This is a genomic window from Streptomyces sp. DH41 (genome assembly GCF_029813785.1).
Taxonomy (GTDB): domain Bacteria; phylum Actinomycetota; class Actinomycetes; order Streptomycetales; family Streptomycetaceae; genus Streptomyces.
On the sequence record NZ_JARVKY010000011.1, the window covers coordinates 1 to 18,353 of the forward strand.

Annotated in this window: 13 protein-coding genes and 2 pseudogenes; 5 read left to right on the top strand and 10 right to left on the bottom strand. The window is 66.0% G+C overall.

Annotated elements, in window-relative coordinates; all coding sequences use genetic code 11:
• Positions 1 to 522: DUF3732 domain-containing protein (locus tag QC283_RS19160; RefSeq protein ID WP_279562795.1), on the top strand; the 522-nt coding region annotated here is incomplete at its 5' end.
• Positions 523 to 656: 134 nt separating this feature from the next.
• On the opposite strand, the gene QC283_RS19165 is transcribed toward QC283_RS19160, so the two are convergent.
• Positions 657 to 2,342 carry a DUF6119 family protein gene (locus QC283_RS19165; RefSeq protein ID WP_279562796.1) on the bottom strand — a complete coding sequence of 562 codons (1,686 nt, stop codon included), beginning with the start codon at positions 2,340 to 2,342 and terminating at the stop codon, positions 657 to 659.
• Positions 2,343 to 2,779: 437 nt separating this feature from the next.
• Between QC283_RS19165 and QC283_RS19170 the strand changes: the two are divergent.
• Positions 2,780 to 3,490, top strand: a pseudogene (locus tag QC283_RS19170) (helicase associated domain-containing protein); the annotation flags it as partial.
• A 112-nt stretch (positions 3,491 to 3,602) separates the two neighbouring features.
• Here QC283_RS19170 and QC283_RS19175 read toward each other — a convergent pair.
• The 4 genes from QC283_RS19175 to QC283_RS19190 form a co-directional block, all read right to left on the bottom strand.
• The gene (locus QC283_RS19175) at positions 3,603 to 5,534 is read right to left on the bottom strand and encodes a hypothetical protein (RefSeq protein ID WP_279562797.1); all 1,932 of its coding nucleotides are present in this window, start codon (positions 5,532 to 5,534) and stop codon (positions 3,603 to 3,605) included.
• Entirely contained in the window at positions 5,531 to 5,860 is a 330-nt protein-coding gene (locus QC283_RS19180; RefSeq protein ID WP_279562798.1) for a hypothetical protein, read from the bottom strand. Before QC283_RS19180 ends, QC283_RS19175 begins: the two co-directional genes overlap by 4 nt.
• Before the next feature lie 241 nt (positions 5,861 to 6,101).
• Positions 6,102 to 7,187, bottom strand: a complete 1,086-nt coding sequence (locus tag QC283_RS19185; protein ID WP_279562799.1) for a dsDNA nuclease domain-containing protein — start codon at positions 7,185 to 7,187, stop codon at positions 6,102 to 6,104.
• A 510-nt stretch (positions 7,188 to 7,697) separates the two neighbouring features.
• The gene (locus QC283_RS19190; RefSeq protein WP_279562800.1) at positions 7,698 to 7,928 is read right to left on the bottom strand and encodes a hypothetical protein; all 231 of its coding nucleotides are present in this window, start codon (positions 7,926 to 7,928) and stop codon (positions 7,698 to 7,700) included.
• Between the two features lie 98 nt (positions 7,929 to 8,026).
• On the opposite strand from QC283_RS19190, the gene QC283_RS19195 reads away from it, so the two are divergent.
• Both QC283_RS19195 and QC283_RS19200 read left to right on the top strand, forming a co-directional pair.
• A complete protein-coding gene (locus QC283_RS19195) occupies positions 8,027 to 8,995 on the top strand; it encodes a hypothetical protein (protein ID WP_279562801.1) in 969 nt (322 codons plus the stop codon).
• A gap of 411 nt (positions 8,996 to 9,406) precedes the next feature.
• Positions 9,407 to 9,967 (top strand): hypothetical protein, encoded by a 561-nt coding sequence (locus tag QC283_RS19200; protein ID WP_279562802.1) that lies wholly within the window; start codon positions 9,407 to 9,409, stop codon positions 9,965 to 9,967.
• Positions 9,968 to 10,330: 363 nt separating this feature from the next.
• On the opposite strand, the gene tpg (QC283_RS19205) is transcribed toward QC283_RS19200, so the two are convergent.
• The 5 genes and pseudogenes from tpg (QC283_RS19205) to QC283_RS19225 form a co-directional block, all read right to left on the bottom strand.
• Complete coding sequence (gene tpg, locus QC283_RS19205) at positions 10,331 to 10,831, bottom strand: telomere-protecting terminal protein Tpg (protein WP_279562803.1); 501 nt, start codon at positions 10,829 to 10,831, stop codon at positions 10,331 to 10,333.
• Positions 10,832 to 10,963: 132 nt separating this feature from the next.
• Positions 10,964 to 12,214, bottom strand: coding sequence for a hypothetical protein (locus tag QC283_RS19210; protein WP_279562804.1), 1,251 nt, complete (start codon positions 12,212 to 12,214; stop codon positions 10,964 to 10,966).
• Positions 12,215 to 12,559: 345 nt separating this feature from the next.
• On the bottom strand, positions 12,560 to 13,117 hold the full coding sequence (tpg, locus tag QC283_RS19215; protein ID WP_279562805.1) for a telomere-protecting terminal protein Tpg: 558 nt from the start codon (positions 13,115 to 13,117) through the stop codon (positions 12,560 to 12,562).
• Between the two features lie 15 nt (positions 13,118 to 13,132).
• A pseudogene (tap, locus tag QC283_RS19220) lies at positions 13,133 to 15,390 on the bottom strand (telomere-associated protein Tap).
• A gap of 110 nt (positions 15,391 to 15,500) precedes the next feature.
• The gene (locus QC283_RS19225; protein ID WP_279562806.1) at positions 15,501 to 16,946 is read right to left on the bottom strand and encodes an HNH endonuclease signature motif containing protein; all 1,446 of its coding nucleotides are present in this window, start codon (positions 16,944 to 16,946) and stop codon (positions 15,501 to 15,503) included.
• Between the two features lie 370 nt (positions 16,947 to 17,316).
• On the opposite strand from QC283_RS19225, the gene QC283_RS19230 reads away from it, so the two are divergent.
• Positions 17,317 to 18,252: a hypothetical protein gene (locus QC283_RS19230; protein WP_279562807.1), complete on the top strand. Its 936-nt coding sequence runs from the start codon at positions 17,317 to 17,319 to the stop codon at positions 18,250 to 18,252.
• Positions 18,253 to 18,353: the final 101 nt, after the last annotated feature.

The following is an 18,353-nucleotide window of genomic DNA, read 5'->3' on the forward strand; positions in this document are numbered from 1 at the left end:
CACGGGCTCAGCTACCTCAGCGGCAAGATGACCGGCCACGCCCGGACCCTGAAACTCGAACACGGCGACCGCCTGGTCCGTCTGGACCTCAAGAAGCTCACAGTCGTCGCCGACACCCTCGAGGGCATCACCGAGCTGCTCCGCATCGGCAGCGGCAAGAACCACGTCGGCTACCACGTGGCCGCCCATCTCGCCCTCCACCAGTACTTCGTCGCCAACAGCCGGCCCGTGCCCCGCTTCCTCATGCTCGACCAGCCCACCCAGCCCTACTACCCCTCCGACATGGCCAAACAGCGCGGACGACTGGAAGACCTCGCTCTGGACGAAGACCGCGTGACCGTCACCCGCCTCTTCGAACTCATGCACCAAGTCGTCAGGGAACTCGCCCCGAACTTCCAGATGATCGTCAGCGACCACGCGGACCTGCCCCACGACTGGTACCAGGACTCCGTCCGCTACAACTGGCGCAACGGCGAAAAACTCATCCCCACCACCTGGCTAGACGACAGTCCCACTCCGTAGCCAGGCACCCTCCCCACTCTCCGCCGCCGGCATCCGCCCTGGACAGAACCAACAACAGCGCTCTTCGACCGCGCCTTCGTGCCACCGACTGACAGCTGCTCGGCAACATGCAGGCGAGGGTGCGGCCCCCTGCGTCAGCGGCGGATAGCGACGACTTCGACCTCCGCGTTCATCGCGCGCAACCGCCTGACTGCCTGGAGCAGCGAGACCTGGGCAAATGCGAAGAGCGAGTCAACACGGATGTCCTGGCCATCCTTCAGAAGGATCCCGAAGACCACCCGGAGCGTGCCGAAGTCGTCGAGCAGGCGGTGGTCCGGCGTGTGTGCGGCGATCTGGTCAAGGAATTTGGCCCGTACTTCTAGGTCGCTGCGCAGCGTCTCGACGGCCACCACGCCCTGGGCGAAGAGGTGGTTGAGGGGAGCCGTGCTGGCAGGTGCCTTCTTGATGCAGATCAATTGGTTCTCGGGGCCGAGAACGTCGCAGATCTCCAGGCCTCCTCCCCTGAACTTCCCCGTGACGACGTCTTTCTTGTCGAAGAGCAGGTACCCGTCCGACTTCGCCGCTTGGTGGTTGAACCAGTCCTCGTCGTGAGAGTCGCGGCCTTTGGAATCGAGTGGACCTTTGGTCCAGCGTGGGAGGGTGACCGTCTGCGGCTGGGTGAACAAAGCGGTGAGTTCTTCTTCCAGGGTCTCAAGGAAGCCGGCCCCTACCTCGAACCATTTGCCGTTGCCGTAGAACAGGCGGTCTGTGCCCATCGTGATGTCGGCGATGAGCCACTCTTTCCCGTTGGTGGTGACGCTGGCCGGGGTCAGGAAGTCGTCGTCGCTGAACATGGTGACCCGTACGTCACCGAGGGCTTTGAGCCGTTCTCCCTCAGGCTTATCCTGTACGAAGTGCAGCAGGTGGTGCAGTTCCAGGTCGTTCGTCTCGATCGTGCGGGTGCCTCGTCTGGCGCGGAACGCCTGGGCAGAGCTGTAGCTTTCCTGGCACGAGTCAGGAATCCCAATGGTCAGGCGGGGACTGTCCGGGTCCGCAAGGTGCTTTTCCAGGATGGCCTGGGCCTGCACCGCCTTTTGGCTGCGGCTGTCGAGGGTGTGGACCCTGCTGACAAAACGCAGTTGCGGCAGCGGATCAGGTCTTGCACACACCTCCTCGATCGCCTGCAGGTCGCTCAGGAACTGCTCCACGGTGGTGGCAAGGGGAAGCTTGATGGTGGCCTGTGAGCACTCGACGCGGACCTGTCGTGTCCTGCCGCCCTCCAGGGAAGTCAGTGACAGTCCGCTAACAGTGCCACAGATACGGCGGACGACGGCACCGAAGCGGTCCAAACCAAAGTCGTCGATCCGCTCGCCCCGTGACACTGAGTACTCATCGACCCGACCTCTGCCGTCCATGATCTGGTTGCGGATTTTGATGACCCCGTCGTCGTCGAGGCAGCGGGTCGCGAACTCCAATCCGAACTCGTCGTCACGGAAGTAGGGGTCCAACATGTGCTGCCCCACCCCGTAGCTCAGCGCATAGGTGCCGCGGCCGGTGCGTATGAGAATGAGTCCCGCCGCGGCGCGGCTGCGTTCATTGACTTCCAGCCCGGTGATGGATTCCACCGCGCTGCACCAGTCGGCGCGCTCTCGGGGAACGCCTCCGGTGATCAGCAAGCCCTCCATCCCCTGGCGGGTGAACTCCCTGGCCTGGTAATCCTCACTGTCGAGGTATCTCTCGCGGACGAACGTGCGCAGTTCCGGGGTGGTGCCCTCAGAGGGCCTGAGCCGGTGGAGGGTGGACTTACGGGTGGCGGATCGGGATGTGCGGCTACTACCCAAGACGGCCTCCACGCGCGCGAAGCAGTTGAAGACACTACGAAAGCAGACAGGGTGCCGTCTTCACCACCGAAGAGATCTATCCGGTCCCAAGGGGAACGCCGGACGGACGGAAGCCGCACAGAGCATCCACCGGCAAGCTCCTCGAACTACCCACCGACGGCACCCCAGGCTCTTGGCCCTCTACACCGAACTCTCCGGCGTCCGTGTCCACCACCAACCCCGACACCACCTGACACGGCCCCACCAAGTAGCGGCTCATTGGAACTGCACAACACCCGACCATTCGACGCAGACGGCATACGCGCAGGTCAGACAACCACCACCCCGCTCAGATCTACACTCCTAGCACTCCAGGAACCGCCAAAACCACCCAGAAAATCTGAAAAACCCCAGCTCACAGGAACAGCCGCAGCTCAGAAAAACTGGGCGCCGACAGCAAGACCCTGCTGGACGCGCCGGAGGCCGGGATGCTCTGGGAGCCGGGCGAGGAAGCGTGGGAGGCCAAGCTCGCCGCGCTGCGGTCCTACCGGCGGGCCATGAGACACCTCGCTCCGCGTCAGGACGCGGTGTGGGGCGAAGGCGAGGCGATGGTCCCGGTCGGCCAGCACATGGCCAACCTGCGCCGCAAGGGCGGCCTGGGCAAAGACCCGGAGCGGGCCGCCGTACGCGCCGCGCAGCTGACGGAGATCGACCCGGACTGGAACTGCCCATGGCCGCTCAACTGGCAACGCCACTACCGGGTGCTCGCCGACCTGGTCGACGCCGACGGCCAACTGCCCGACATCGCACCCGGCGTGCTGATGGACAGCGACGACATCGGCAAGTGGCTCCAGCAGAAGCAGCCAGCCACCTGGGCACAGCTCCTGCCCGAACAGCAGGAGCGGCTGTCCCACCTGGGCATCACGCCCGCTGAGATGCCGTCTCCCGCCCCGGCCGCCAAGGATGCGACGAAGGGGCCGAGCAAGGCACAGCAGGCGTTCCAGCGGGGCATGGCGGCCCTCGCCCAGTGGGTGGAACGCGAGGGCGACCGGCCAGTGCCGAGGGGGCACAGCGAAGAGATCGCGGTCAACGGCGAGGCGGAGCCGGTGACTGTGAAACTGGGGGCGTGGGTCTCGAACACCAAATCGAGGCGGGACAAGCTCACCTAGGACCAGCTGGCCGCACTGCGGGAGCTGGGCGTCAAATGGGCGTAAGACAGGACAGGAGGAAGCCGGTCGTGGAGCGCCAGGCAGCCTTCCCCTCCTTGTCCAGATGTGGCCGTCAGCTCTCGGGTTCGCCGATGTAGGTGCTCGGCATAATGATCTGTTCGACGCCAGGGGCGAGAAGTGATACTGCTACGGCCTGCGTAGAAATTACCTGTGCGCCGGTGGCTTGGGCGGCATCGGCAATGTCGCGGAGAACTTCGTGAACGACGTCGCTTGCGATTCCCTGCTGGAAGGGGTTGTCGAGCATGAGGAGTCCCGGATACGGGCAGTCGTCCCCCAGGTCCCTGGCCAGGAATAGTAGGGCCCTGCTATAGGCGAGGAAGAACAACACTCGCGCTTCGGCTCCGAGAACTTGGTTCCAGGGGCGGGTGCCGACGTAGAAGGTCAGGTCGTCCGCGCTGATCGCCACATTCCCTGCCACCCAGACATCATCGCGGTGGCGGTTGAGGAATTCGTTCATCCGATCAGCGAACAGGGCGCAGCGGTCGATGGGCGTTCTCCCTGTGGTGGGGGTTTCATCGAGTTGCCGCTTCAGTTGGTTCAGTCTGTCTTGGGCCGCCTGGCACGTCTGCGTGGCGGCAGTCTTGCGGGTGAGCATCTGCTCGATGGCGGGCAGCGCCATGAGTTTTTGCTCCAGGGCGGCGGTCTGGGCGGCCATCTCTTCGAGTCTGGCCATGAACGGTGCGAGGCGGGCGGCCCGGTCGACGTTTAGCTGCCTGGCAATGTCTTGATGGGTGCTCTGGGCGTGCCGGTGGTCGGCTTTTGCTTGGTCGAGGTCGCGGCTGGTTCGGGCGATGACTTCCTGGAGGTCGTCGGCCTCTGCGGCCAGGGACCGCTTCTCCAGTTCTCCGCGTCGTCTGCGCTGGTCCTCGGTCACTGGCTGGGTGCAGACGTAGCAAGTGCCCTCTGGGTGTTCGCGATGGATGTCGATCTTCTGCTCGCAGGCAGGACACAGGCGCACCGGCAGGCTGTCGAAGATGTCGACGGAGGCTAGAAGGCGTTCCATGCGAGCGATCTCTGCCCGGACCGTGTTGTGAGACTGCTTGTGGGCAGTCAGGACCTGCTCGAGGCCGGCGACGGTCTCGGCGCTGCTCGTGAGGCTCTGGGTCGCGTGCTCGTACTGCTGCGACAGAGTGGCGTCGTAGCCCACTGCCCCGGCATCGCCTTCTTGGCGTCGTCCGGCAACAAGCTGCTCCACTTCGCTGGTCAGCTGGGAACGTTGCCTGACAACCGCGTCGAGTTCGGCCCGCAAGTCGGTTCTGATGGAGTTGACCTGCTGTTCGCTCCTGGGGGTCGGCAGATGCAGGTTCTCGCAGACGGCTGCGACGGCTCGGTCTGTGCTGTCATGCACCTCTCGTTCGGCCGCCTGTGCCTGTGCGAGTCGGCGTTGTGCTGCCGCAAGCTCGAAGTCGTGGTTGCTGTACCTGGTCGGGGCGAAACCCAAGAGGTAGCTAATGACGGCTCGCCGCAGGAACTCTTGTTCCTTGTCAGCGAACTGAGTCCACGAGTCCTCGTTTCGGTAAATGTGGCGCAGCACGCTGCGGAACGTCAGAGGTGTGAGCTCGGTGGCGGTCGTGGCCTGGATGCCTTTGGGAATACTAAGGATCGGCCAGCCAAGCTTGTGCAGGATGCGGTCGGAGAACTCGCCGACAGGGAATTCGTCGCCGTCCAGTACGACCTTGTTCTGGCGCCCGTACTGGAGGCTGCGCCGGATTTCCGTTGGAGTGCCGTCCAGGGTCAGTTCGATGCTGACCTCTACGTACTCGTCGGCGACGGCCGCCTTCAGGGCCTCGGTCGGGCTGTCTCGATTGCCGAGACAGTAGTCGATGGCCTTGAGCGTGGTGGTCTTCGAGCTGTTCCTGACGCCAGACAGAACGCTGAGGCCAGCGGTGTTGAACGCGTACGTATCCATCTCGCCCGACGTGTGCACCAGCGTGACCGACTCGACTCGCAGCCCTTTGCGGAAGGGTGTCGGGGGCGTCGTCATGGCCTGATCTCCTGGTGGTAGGCGAGGTCCGCCACTTCCTCGGGGAAGAGTTGGTAGACAAGGTTCTTCAGATCGGTCCCGGACCACTCCGCCAGGTTGCCCCTCATGGCGCGGCATCGAGTGACGATGGGGTGGAACTCGTCCATGTCCGCCAGCGCTGCGGCCGCTCGCTTTCCGCCCGAGGTCAAGCGGACACGCTCTGGTCTGTGACTGGAGGTGATCGTGACGAGACCGCGGGCCATGAGGAAGGCCAGAAACTGGCGGTAGCGGGGATCCCAGGGACCGAACCGGTACCGGATCATCGGGGCCTCTACTTCCTCGGGCATCGATGCACGAAAAGCTCCCTGTCCGCCCAAGGTGTCGGCTAGTTCCCTGTGCGCGCGCTCGAGGAAAGCCGGGTAGCGCAGAAAGAAGTCGAGCTTCGCGAGCTTGGTGCGGCCGGCGATATGAGGACCGGGGGCACTGCCGCACTCGGCAACCAGGAGCAGTAACCGAGAGGCGTGAAAGTCCGGCGAGTCGTCGGGGTCCCATGGCCGGTGGGGCGGCGGGACGGCGCTCGCGCCGATTCTATGAAGCATCGGCGTACCGGTTCTGACAGCGAGCGGTGATGTCCGCAAGTACGGCGTGAGCTCGAGCGAGGGACACGGTGCCGCTACTCACCGCGGGGAGGCCTTCTACACGGGTCAGGGTCTCGAAGTATGCCTCTGAGCCAGCGGGGGTGCGTCCGGCGCGTCGTTCAGCCATGACGCGTGAGCAGATGGCGTGGACTTCGTCGGCGAAGGCGTCCATCGCCTCGCGGGCTGGACCGAGGCTGGCACGCCAGGCACGACGGTACTTCAGCGCGTTGTCCAGATGCCCTGCCGCTTCGTCTGCCGGGACCCCCGCGACGGCGAGCTTGTCAGTGAGTTTCGTGAGAGGCGCAGTGCTTCCGTCCGGCCTTCGCCCGGTGGCCCGTGTGATCGCATCATGAAGCATGTCCTGGAAGTCACGGGTGCCCACTTTGCGTGGTACTGGAGCAAGCGCGTCGCGTGCGATGCGAACTCCGAGCCAGACCAGGACGTCTTCGATGTCAGTAGTCAAGGGCGGCTGCCCCAAGATCTTGGTCACGATCGACCCGAGCCGACGTAGAGCCCTGTCCTCAACCTGCTCGATCGTGCGGCCCTCAACAAGGACCTCTAGACGGTCGACGCACCAGCCGATGTCCCGGCCTTCAGGAAGATTCACGCCTTTGAGCCGAACAATGATGTCATCACGAATCTTCAACGGGACAGGCCCACGCTGCTGTCCGCGATCGACGACGAACGCATGGAAGTCGACGTGCGGACTCTCGTTGACGATGAAGGTGAACCGAGTCTCGGCTGGAAGAGGTTTCCCGAGGAACAGCTTTCCCAAGTAGCTCGTCTCTGGCTTCTTCGGAATGTCCGGTGCACACACGTTGGCGACACTGTGCCGCTTGCCGGCTTCTTCGATGGTCTTCACCTGGCGGTATGCGGGCGCGTCACCGTTGCTACAGACGATGTCTTCCAGATCCTCCCAAGAGACCTGAGTCCACATGCCCTCATGCATGTCGAGGCAGTCCAGCAGTGTCACCGCGTCTTGGTAGGCGAAGCCGCGCCGACTTCGGCGTCCGCCGTCAGCCGGCGCTGCAGACATCGGCGCCCCGACGCGTCAGGCGCCCGTAAGGCGACGCAGAACTGGCCGACAACCCTGTGGCTCGCACCCACACCCCCTAGATCATTCAAGGCGGCCAAGTACACCACCCAGTAACAGAGTGTGGCAATACGCATGACGATCAGCGACAAAGCCACCCGCCTCAGGGGCTCGGCACCGGAAGGACAGCGCCTGGACGCAGGCGACGTCCGTCCCGGCCCCCGTCACCGGGCTGACGGTGGAGCGGCGAGGCGTGGCGGCCCCGGCCGACGCGCAACCAGCCGAGCGCGCCCCGATCCCCAGCCGCGGCCGCGCCGCCCATCCCGCCCGTCCCTTCCTCCTTCACTCCAGCCAAGGGACATGGGCAGAGCAGCCGCAACGGGGATGTCAGCGATCCGACCACGGCAAAACAGCGTGGGGACCTGCAGGACACGGAGACAGTCCTGCGGGCCGCGCAACACCTAGCGCAACCCTTGGCGCAACCTCGTGCTCCTGGTCGACCGGGGCGACCGGTCACGCGGCCCGGACGGCTCCGTGAGCGCGGGCGAGGTGGCGCAGCTCGGACCGTGCCGCCGGCACCGAAGGGACGGTCTCCCAGTAGGGCTGCCACCACAGCCGTACGGACAGGAGCAGCAGGCGGCAGCGCAGGGCGGTGGTGTCGCGGGGGCGGGGTGCGGCCAGTGCTTGGTAGGTGGCGTTCCAAGCGGCTTGCGTCTGCACCAGGTCGTCGGGGCTCTGGCGCAAACGAAGTCGCAGCCGGGGTACGTCGGTGAATCCGGTTGACCGCCCTGCGGCTCGACGCAGATCCTCACAGAAGTAGCCAGGACGACGGAGGCCCCCCAGTGCGCGACGACGGCAAGGACTTTCACTTCCCGCCCCTTACCAACGGGCTCGACTTCCTCGTCAGTGCTGTCACCTTCCTCGCGGCTGAAGGCAGCCCCGTCCCCCGCGAGCTGAAGTACGCCACCCTTCATCTCCAGTGCGCAGCCGAGACCCTGTTCAAGGCGCGCCTCGAGATGTACGAGCCTGACCTCGTGTGGACCAAGCCCACGGAGTACGACAAGGGCAAGCACCAGAGCGGCGATTTCACCAGCTGCGGCATCAAAGATGCGATCAAGCGTCTCAACGCTCTCGCCCAGGACGGAACCATCACGCTCAGCACCACCCTCGACCCCGCCAGCAGCGACTTGAAGGACCTCGGCAATCTCCGGAACCGGCTCATGCACTTCGGCTGGCGCGACACCACCGTAGCCGTGAAGACCCGTACCCTCCCCGTCCTGACCCTGCTCTTCGACTTCGTGAACCACGACGTCCTGCCGTACACCGCAGACTGGGAGGCAGCACGGCAGATGGACGAAGTCCGCAGCCAGTTGAACCACCTCACCGACTTCGTCACCCAGCGACAGAAGTCCATATCCGGCCAGCTCGCCGGCCATGAACACTCCACCACCGCATGCCGCTCCTGCGGGCAGTACGCCGTGGTCCTCGACGGCGGCGCCCACGACCTGAAGTGCTTCTTCTGCGACAAGTCGTACGGCACCCGAGATGAAGCAGCCTGGGAGTTCACCGGCGAGAACCGGCACATCACCATCAAGCAGGGTGGCAACGACCTGGCCACCTGCCCGGCCTGCGCCGCCTCGGCCATTGTTCCGGTGCGCACCCTGGGCTATCCCGCCGCAGACTCGTACATCTGCTTCGGGTGCGGCAGCGACTGGGAAGGGATCTGCGAGTGGTGTGGGAACGGCGGGTACATAGTCCCGGAAGCGGACATGTGCGATGAATGCTACGACATACGCCTCGCCAACTTTTGAGGTCCAGGCCCGGCCTGCTCGACGGGTACCAGGCATCGCCCGCGATGCGGTCTCTTGGTGCTCAGGCCGTCGGTGGTCTGGATACGGCCGGTCATCGCCCATTCATGCGGCAGGCACGGGCGCTGTCTTGGGCGGGGGTGAGCTCCTCACGGATGGCTTCGTCCCCATCGTGGGGCCGGTCTGCTTCAGGGCGCCGAGCCTTCGTCGGCGCGCGGACGATCCCCTACGCCTCGCGTACGGCGGTCTGCGGCGGCCGCGGCTTCGGCGGCTAGCTCCTGGGCGACGCTGTCGGTGGTCGTGATAGCTGTGGTGCAGGCATTTTCCGGACGTTGTCTGCAGGCCCCGGCGGATCACCGCCCAGTTGGGCAGACTGGTGAGCCGGTGCACGCCAGCTGGAACTGGGGGGAACACGTGATCGTCAGGCACTTCCTGGGCAAGGACGACGAACTGGCCCGGCACCTTGTTCAGGAACTCAACACCCCACTGGACTGGCCGGAAGAGGGACTGAGTACTGGGCACGTTGCGAGGATCTCGTCTGCCGCGGCCTGCGACGTCTCTTACGATCAAGCGGCCAACGGACATCTGGCCGACCTCTTTGCCGCGCTTCCCTTGCCAGGCACGCCCGATGGTGCTGAGTTCTGGCGTTCCTTGGGGCAGGCGGGAGGTGACGCCGCTCTCTACATCGGTCCCGGCAACGCGGGTGGTCCGTTCTTCGAGCGCATTCTTGAAAGCAACGAGGGAGGCATCGCAGACCGCGTACTCAGCTTTCTGGGAGAACTCTCCGACCAACAGCGCGACGCTGTAGCCGACGTGCTCGGTGACGCATTGGCGCGTGACACGTTCACCGGCGGAAGTCGGTACCTGGGGCGGCTGTGGCTGCGCGACGCTGAGACCAGTGCCTGGCACGTTCTACTCGCCAGCCGGCGGACGGACGACCGCACACGCTTCCTCGAAGCCTGGGGCAACGCCTGAGCAGCCTGGGCGATGAGTGGGCGCGGGCCGCGCCGAACACGTCGTCGAGTCGTAGACGGTGCCCGGGACGGCGTCGGCGAGCAGCTGGTGGACACAACTCCCAGTCCGCGAGCTCCGCCGGGCCCCGGACGTCGTCGGCCGGGTCCTCGTGCCGGGACGCCTGCCGGGCATCGAGCCGCGCTTCCTCGAGGGCCGCTGCAACAGCGCCGGCGTCCATGGCCCGGTGACGGCGGGGCAGGGTGAGCGGTCGGCGGGTACCGCCGTCGGGCAGTCATATCCTGGTCGTCTTCGACCTCGCATTCGTGGTGAGAAATCAGAGCGGACCGCCGCCAGAACGCTTCTGAGGCTACCCGCCGGATTTCTTTATAGCAGGCTGGAATTCGACTGCGTCAGAACAGGAAATCCACAGCTTGAACGTGCGTAAAAATCCGCACGCAGACCATGGGCGCGAGTGCCCCACTCAGTGAAATACGACTCGGTGATGGCCTCCACGACGAGGGGATGCAGGTCTTCCTCCGTCGCTCCGGCCTCCTGGAGGTCCAGGATCTGCTGCACGGAGGTGGGCGAGATCGGGGTGGTGATGGTGCGTGTACGGCCGTTGTCGGAGCTGCCCGAGGCGATGAACCCGAAGTAGGCGGTCACCTCCACCATCATCCTGCTGGAGGTCGACACCTTTTTCCGAGTCTGATCCCTGACCTGCGGTTTCCCCTTGCATTGAGTCTCCTCGACCAGGGCGGCCTGCAGACGCTTTTGCGGGGTCTTCAGCGTTCCGGAGCGGTAGCGCTCGATGGTGCGGCGTGAGATGCCCAGGCGCTCCGTCAGGACTTTGGTCGAGCCCTGCGCCCGCGTGAGGAGGAATTTCATCGGGGCTGTTGCGGATTTCGGCGCGGGACGGGTAAAAGCTCTCCTGTTCTCAGATCCCGTGTCATTTTCTCAGTCGCGGTGTCATGTGACTGGCCGAACTGGCACGGGATTGAGAATCGCTGGCCACTGCCGTCACTCGTTTGAGGACTCCGTTGCCAGCGGGATACCGCACCGCGGGCAGCCGTTTGCGTGGTCGTCCGGGCAGACGTAGCCGATGGCACCGTCCACGCACCATTCGGCGGCCTCCTCGGACAGCAGGTCGGGCCCGGCATGGAGCAGCCGACGAAATTCCGTGGTGTCCGCAATGTCGGCCGGGCGGTTAGTGAACCACTCGTCGAACCAAGGCTTGTCCCGGTGCATGCGCCAGTGCGCATTCTTCCGGTCGTCGACAGCCGTAAGGAACCGATCGACGATGCGCCCCCAACTCGGAGCTCCGAACCAGCCGCTGTCGGACGCGCAGAAGGATTCGATCAGGGTTCGCAGGCCGAACTCCTTCTCGTGAAGGCAGTACCTTCGCCCCCATGAGATCGCGACCTGTGCCATCTCCGCGAGTTCTTCTCGCGGATCAACCTCGTGCGCCGGGTCGTCAGGGTTGTGGCAGGACAGCCCAAGCTCGAGCACAGACTGCGCGGTCGGTAGAACCCGAGACGGGTTGACGATCGCGAGACCGACAGCGATCCAGTCGACATGGTCGAACGACAGCATCGAGCGCACGAGTCGGGTGGTTGCCGTGTTGATCCGCATCATTGTGCCGTCGTGCAGCGGACTCTTCCCGGCATGCCAGTTCTCGACGGGTGTGTTGCGCCACACCGCGAGCGTGATGCGGGTGGCGGCCAGCCACAGCAGGGCGTCGTCGTCGAGGTTCCCGAACCGCTTGGCACACTCCTGGGCGCCGTAGGTGATCAACTCTTCCGGTTTCGGCCACCTGTGGCTGTCGGGCCCTTCAGGCCCTTCAGGCGCGTACTCGTAGTCGTCGGCGTACTCGTCGAGGATCGCGCTCAACTCGGCTGCGCTGTAAGCCTCGCTGTACTCGGAGCTCTCCGGCTCCTCGACGGTGTACATGTCGTGGTCCCAGGAGACATATACGTCGCCCCAGAGCACGACGTCTTCGCACTCGCTGGCGTTGTCCGTCACAACCGGCCTGATGGTGATCGGCGCAGTACGTCCGTCGGTTCGCTCGCCGTCCTTCTCGGCGGCCCATGCAGTGATGACCCCGAGCGGCTTCGCAAGGAGAGGACCGACCTCGGTGATGCTGAACGGCTCGTCGTCGTCATCGGTGTCGAACCGGCTGTTGACGAACGCGACCGCCTCGGAGGGCGTGCTGACGATGGACTGGCTACCACTCTCGTTGTCAACCACTCGCCACAACGCGCTGTTCTTCACGATGCTCTCCGATCGCGGTGAGCGCACCCGGGGCGGGTGCGCTGTGCCGGGTCGCTCGGCACTGACTCCGATTATGGGCTGATCAACTGTCCGTAGTCCCGCAGGCGCTTGTCGGCGACGAAGCTCGGGACGTTCGTGTGCAACCTGCATCCCCGATCTCTATACGCGCCCCTGGAAGGCGTTTGGTCATGCATGGATCAGGATTAGGTACTCACCTCGGGTGTTGGCTGGTGGAGGCCGCGGTCGTTGGACACGGCACGTGTGCATGAACATCCGAGCCCCCACGGATACGCAAGCGAGCCCGGACCAACTGGGCCCGGCTCGCGGCCTGTTCGGGGCGGGCTGCTACAGGTCGAACTCGAGGTGTTCGACGTCGGTGAACCGGACCTCTTCCAGGCTGCCGGCGCGGCGGCCGCCGTCCTGGAAGTAGACCTCCTTGAGGGCTTCGGCCGCGATCTCCTGGAGTTCGGTGTCGCTTGCGCCGGCCGCTTGGGCGTCGAAGAGGCGGGCAGCGTAGCGGGGCGGCAGGGCGACGGTCAGGTGCCGGATGCGGTCCTGGTCGGTCGAGCCGATCGGCGCGGTGTAGCCCATGCGGGCGCGGGCGTCGATGACGATGCCGCCGGTCGTCGTGGCCTTCTTGCGGGCCTTAGCCCGGATCTGCGGCTGCCAGCGCTTGATTACCTCGCGCTCCAGGCGGGCGGCGAGGTCGGGGCGCGGCTTCTTGGCTGTGCCCGCTACGTACCGCTCCACCTGCCGCTGGGACATGCCGAGCAGTTCGGCGACCGCTTTCGTGCCGCCGAGCTGCTTGACCATGTACCGCATCTGCGGGCCCGCGGACTTGGGTACGGGGCGGGTGAACGCCTTTTGCACCGCCTTGTCCAGGCCGTCCCCGAACATGCTCATCGCTTGCCTGCTCCCCTACTCGCCGTTGTCGATGTCGGTGACGGTGGCGTCCTTGATGTACCGGGCGAGGTTGAGCTCCGGGGCGTTGAACCGCTCGCGAACCTCCTCGCCCCACAGCACAGACTGAGTACCTTCGTGCTTGACCAGGCCGGGGTTGACGCCGAGCTTGAAGCCGCCCGGCAGCGGCTTGCCGTCGCGGTAGGGCAGGAAGTCCAGCGGGGAGGGCCCATCGGCGGCGTAGACGACGCAGTCGGACAGGACCGCGACCGGGTACTGGCCGGTGAACGCGGCGTGCTTGATGATCTTGCGGTGCAGGTTGATCCGGGTGCGGGAGATGACTGCCGCGCGGATGTCCGGGCGCCACGTCGGACGCGACAGCGCTCGCCACGGCTCGCCCGGCTTCCAGCCCTCCCCACGCGGGCGCTCGCGCAGCTTGCCCAGGCCGCCCTTGACCGTGGCCTTGATGGCCGAGACGACGATCGCCAGTTCCGGGTCGCGGTCCTTGTAGCCGTCCATCGCGGTGAGGAAGTCGGCCGGGGAGAGGTCGGCGTGGACGCCGAGGTCGGCCATCGTGGCGAGGTACGCGTCGCGCAGCCGCTGGTACCAGCCATCCAGATAGCGGCCGTTGTCATACCGCAACCAGGCCTCGACCGGCGTGACGTCGTAGCCGAGCTCCTGCGCGTAGGCGACAGTCGGTGTCGTGTACCAGGCCGGGCCCTCGGGCCGGTCTCCCTTCGGCGTGAACGGGCTGGGCAGCAGACTCGCGTCCAGGTCTGCCCACTTGTCCTTGCCGACCTTCACCCGGGACAGGGCGACGTGCGAGAGGTCCACCAGCCACGATCCGGGCAGCTTCGCATCGAACTCCGGCGCTGTCACGTGCGTCGGTGCGCCCAGGCCGACGATCAGGCCATTGGCGCCGGCGGCGAAGGCCAGGTTGACGTCGATGCCGACCAGGTGCCGCTGCATGCATTCGGCGTCGGTCATCGGCCGCGCCCAGTCGTAGGCCTCCTCGAACAGCTTCTCCGCCGAACCCCGGACGTGGAAGCGCGGCAGGTCCTGAAGGAGCGGGTGTCCGTCGGGGGCCTCGCACGGCGCCGGGTCGACCGGATCCCTGCCCAGGGATCCGGGGTTGTGCTCGGAGTGGCGCTTGCCGTCGGCGTCCGGCTCGGAGGCCCTGGTCGGAGGGTGCAGCGCGGTCATCAGCTCCAGGCCGGTCACCGCGGTCGATCCGCAGGGGGTCATCACCCGGGACGCGTACACACCCAGGACGCGGGCGAGTTCGGCCGGCGGGAGCTGCGCGGCGTGGCCCCAGTGCCGGGCGCCCAGCGCGTTCCACGACGGAATGCACAACTGCACGCAGGCCCGCTCCGAACCGGTGGCCGGGCGGTAGATCCGCGCCCACGGCCCGAACCCGCGCTTCGTGAGCTTCCACTCCGCACGGACCAGCTGCTTGACGACCTTGTGGCCCTCCGGGATCCGACCGGCGAGGCGCTCGTCGTCGGCGAGGGTGACGGGCAGTCCGTAGCGCTCCAGCGCGGCCTCTGTGAGCACGAGCAGCGGGTCGCCGTCCTTACCGGGGCCGGACAGTCTCGGCTGGCCGAGCTTCGCTTCCTTCAGGGTCCAGTCCACCAGGGTCGGCAGGGACTTGGCGGGCACGTCCAGGATCAGGCCGCCGGCGCAGTACGCCATCACCTGCCCGTCCTCGACGTCGACGACCGCCAGCGGCCCGTTCTCGAACCGCGGGTCGGCACCCTCGGTCGGGGTCCCGGCCGGGGCCGCCTTCCGCGCGGGCGGACGACGCGACGTCGACGACGGCCCGGTAGCACGCGAGGGACGCGGTGCACCCTCCGAAGCCGGGGCGACGGGGGCAACAGGTGGCTGGGGGTGCTCAGTTACGGTCCCGGCCGCAGCCTCGGGTCCCGGACTGGGGGGGGCACGGGGCGCGCCTGCTCCGAGGCGGGCGCGGGTGCTGCCGGGGCGGGCGTGCCGGCGACCGCGGTGGGCGCCGGGGCTGCCGGCTCTTCCGGGGCGGGGTAGAGCTCCGCGAGTTGCCGCAGCAGCCGCGCATACGCCTCACGCTCCCGGCCCCGCGGCTCGACCGGCTTCGTCAACGACTCCCAGCCCGACACCGTGGCCCGACGCACCTGCAACGCCGCAGCAACCTCATCCAACGTCAGACCGTGCGCGGTACGCAGCCGCTTACGCTCCACCGCAGGCGGCAACGGCGAGCGAGATGCGACCAGCGCATCCACCGCATCAAACAACTCGGACATGCAGCACCTCCAGAGCACCACCCTACCTTCAATAACCGTACGAAGTGCGTACGTAGACCGTACGAATCGCGCTCTATCGGCGTCCGAGGGGAGCTACTTCTCGGTCTCGGTCAGAGGGTGTTCGCGGCCGCATGTGCTCGCTCTGCGACGCCGCGCAATATCTTGGTGAGCTGCTTCCGGGTCCGCCCGCGCGTCTTGACCGCGTGACAATTCGGGCAGAGTGCGACCATCACTCGTGGGTGGTCGCGGCCGCCCCCGGCAATCTCGTCTATGTGATCGACTTCCAGTAGTGCTTGGCCGGCATCCGTGACATCGTCTGGCTGGCCGGTGCACGCCGGGTTCTCGCACCGACCTTCGCACCGCTCCAGCACCGCTTTGCGGGCCTCCGGAATTCGCACAGGCCGAGCTGCTCCAGCGGCCCCTTTCCCTCGCGCCGCCTCCTCTTTCCGCTCGACCAACGCAACCAGCCGTCGGTACTCCCCTGATCCACGCGGCTCCGACACCAGGGCAGCCTCCGACAAGGCGGGATCCGTAGTCTCGTTCTCATGCGACCGGCTCCTCGCCTCGCATCGCTGGTGCCGGAGCCAGCCGCGCGGGAGGTCGCCCTTCTTGCACACCGGGCACACACCCTTGACGGCTTTCCCTGTCCGGCCAGAGACGCTCGACGCTTGCGCGGGAATCGACCGCATGGGCGTCACGGTCAGGTCCGGCTTCTTGCTTATGGGAGTTACGCCTTGGTCACCTGCTTCCAAAGTCCTCCTGGTCTGGAGGATCTCTTGGTATCGGGCGTTGTCCTCCTTCCGCCTGCGGGCGGCCTCGCTCTCGCCTCGCCCATTGACGAAGCGCTCCATGTCCCGCTCATGCCGCCCCGGCTCGCGCCGCGCCTGCTCCAGCCGAATCTGGTAGAGCCGCACGAGTTCGCGCTGGAAGCGGGCGCCGCTGACGCGCTGGAGGATATGGGCCCGGCGATATTTCCTCCCCCGAGGAAGGGGACCCAGCTCGGTGATCAAGTGTCGGCTCCAGCCTAGGGCCTCCAGGTCGGCTGCGGTGCACAACGGCTGCGCGGCTTTGGGGAGAAACACAAGAGCACTGATCGGCAGACGAGCCATGTCCTTTTCATGCCGCTTTGTGAACTTTTGGGCTCGGATCACGCCTGCCAGGAGCTTCGTGCTGTAGGTCAGCGTCCGCTCCAGGTGATCCGGCTGCGGAGCTGGCACTGCCTCACCACTTTTCAGTCTCGGCTTTCTGCCCCTGTCACGCTTACGCGGCTTCGGCGCGACCTCTGGAAGCGGGTTGGCGAGAACGTTCTTCCATCCCTTGGCAGCGCGCTCAGCCGGGGTGGCTGTGGCACCTGCGGGGACTGCGCCGTCGAGCAGGCCGCGCTCACGGTACAGCTGAACGAGCCGGGCTTGGGCACGGCCAAGAGCGACTTTTGCATCGTTGGCGGCCTGGATGTCTCCCCCCTCGAAGCTGATCCGCTCTCGTGTCCGCAATCGGGCAATGGCCAGGGTCAGCTCGTTCGCATCGGAGTAGCCCTCGAAGTCCTGGTTGCTCACTGGCCACTTGCCCCGTCCTAGTCGCCGCTCAACTCATTGTCGTTGCAAGGCATCGGCCGCGGCGGGACTTCAGTCGATTGGAAGCCGATCCCAGCCCAGTCGCTTCGGTCCCATCGGCCATCGACTCCCGGCATGTAGACGGCCAGCGCACGCCTTTGGGGCTGGTGGAAGGCACCGGCGGCACGCCGGCTACTCCGGCAGAGGTCGGGGTCAGGTGATGTCAGGCCGAGCGGGGAACGGGACGTCTCACCGCAGCGCGGGCGGTCCAGAACGAACTTTCTGCTGCAATGAAATGAGAACCGCAGCACTACCCGGATCAGAGCTCCTGATGCGGCTCTAAGATCTCCGAGCCGAGTATCAAGGGGGCAACGTGGCTATCGCCATAGTCGACGCGGTCAGGCTCGCGAAGACGAACCAGCAGAGGAAGGAACAGCTGAACGAGCGCCAGGAGAAGCTCAATCAGCGGGCCGCCGCGGAGAATGTTGCCCAGCAGAAGGCGCGGCAGACCCTCTACGACCAGGCCATCGTCCCCTTCCGTGACATTTTTCAGCGTCTCAAGCACATCGATCCGGTCGAGCTGGCCGAACTGAGCAAGCTGTCCGTGATCGTGATGCCAACCGTCGCCGACGAAGTGGATACCGAGCATTGGGAGCTGCGCGAGAAAGCCGTGACGGCCGCTGTCGGATCACTGGCAGGCAGCGCGCTCACCGGTTACAGCGTCGGGGCAGGCACTGTTTTCGCAGTGGGAGCCTTCGCTTCCGCCTCCACCGGCACGGCGATCTCGGGGTTGTCCGGAGCTGCGGCCACCAGTGCCACGCTCGCGTGGCTGGGCGGCGGGTCTCTTGCCGCGGGCGGTGGCGGGGTGGCGGCCGGAACAATGGTGCTGACCGGGCTCGTCGCTGCTCCGGCCGTCCTCTCGCTGGCTGCTCTCGGGGAATGGCAGAGCCGCAGACTCAGACGCAGCGAACAGGAGAAGGCACAAGAGCTGGAGCGGCTCGAAGCACAGATGCGCGAGGCGGAGGACGCTGCGCCCGCCCTGGACGCGCGCAGCAAGGACATGCAGCGCATCCTGCAGGGTCTCCAGTTCACCCTGCTGAGACGGCTGCCGTCATTCACCTCACTGGTCGAAACGTGCGACGACTTCACCCAGTACGACCCACCTCGGCGCGCCGAGGTGGCGGAGATGGTGGATCTCGCCAGCCTCGCCGTCATGGTCATGGGCTGCCCGATCACTGACGCAGAGGGACGGATACCGAGGGACCGCGACAGGTCGTCGCCTACGCCGAAGCCCGGCTGCAGTCGCTGAACACCGAGGTGTAAGTTCCGCACCCGGCCGGTCCGGGCAATTCGTCTCATCGCGGCACGGGCCGGGGAACCTTCGGTTCCTTTGCGGGAAGACTGTGCCTT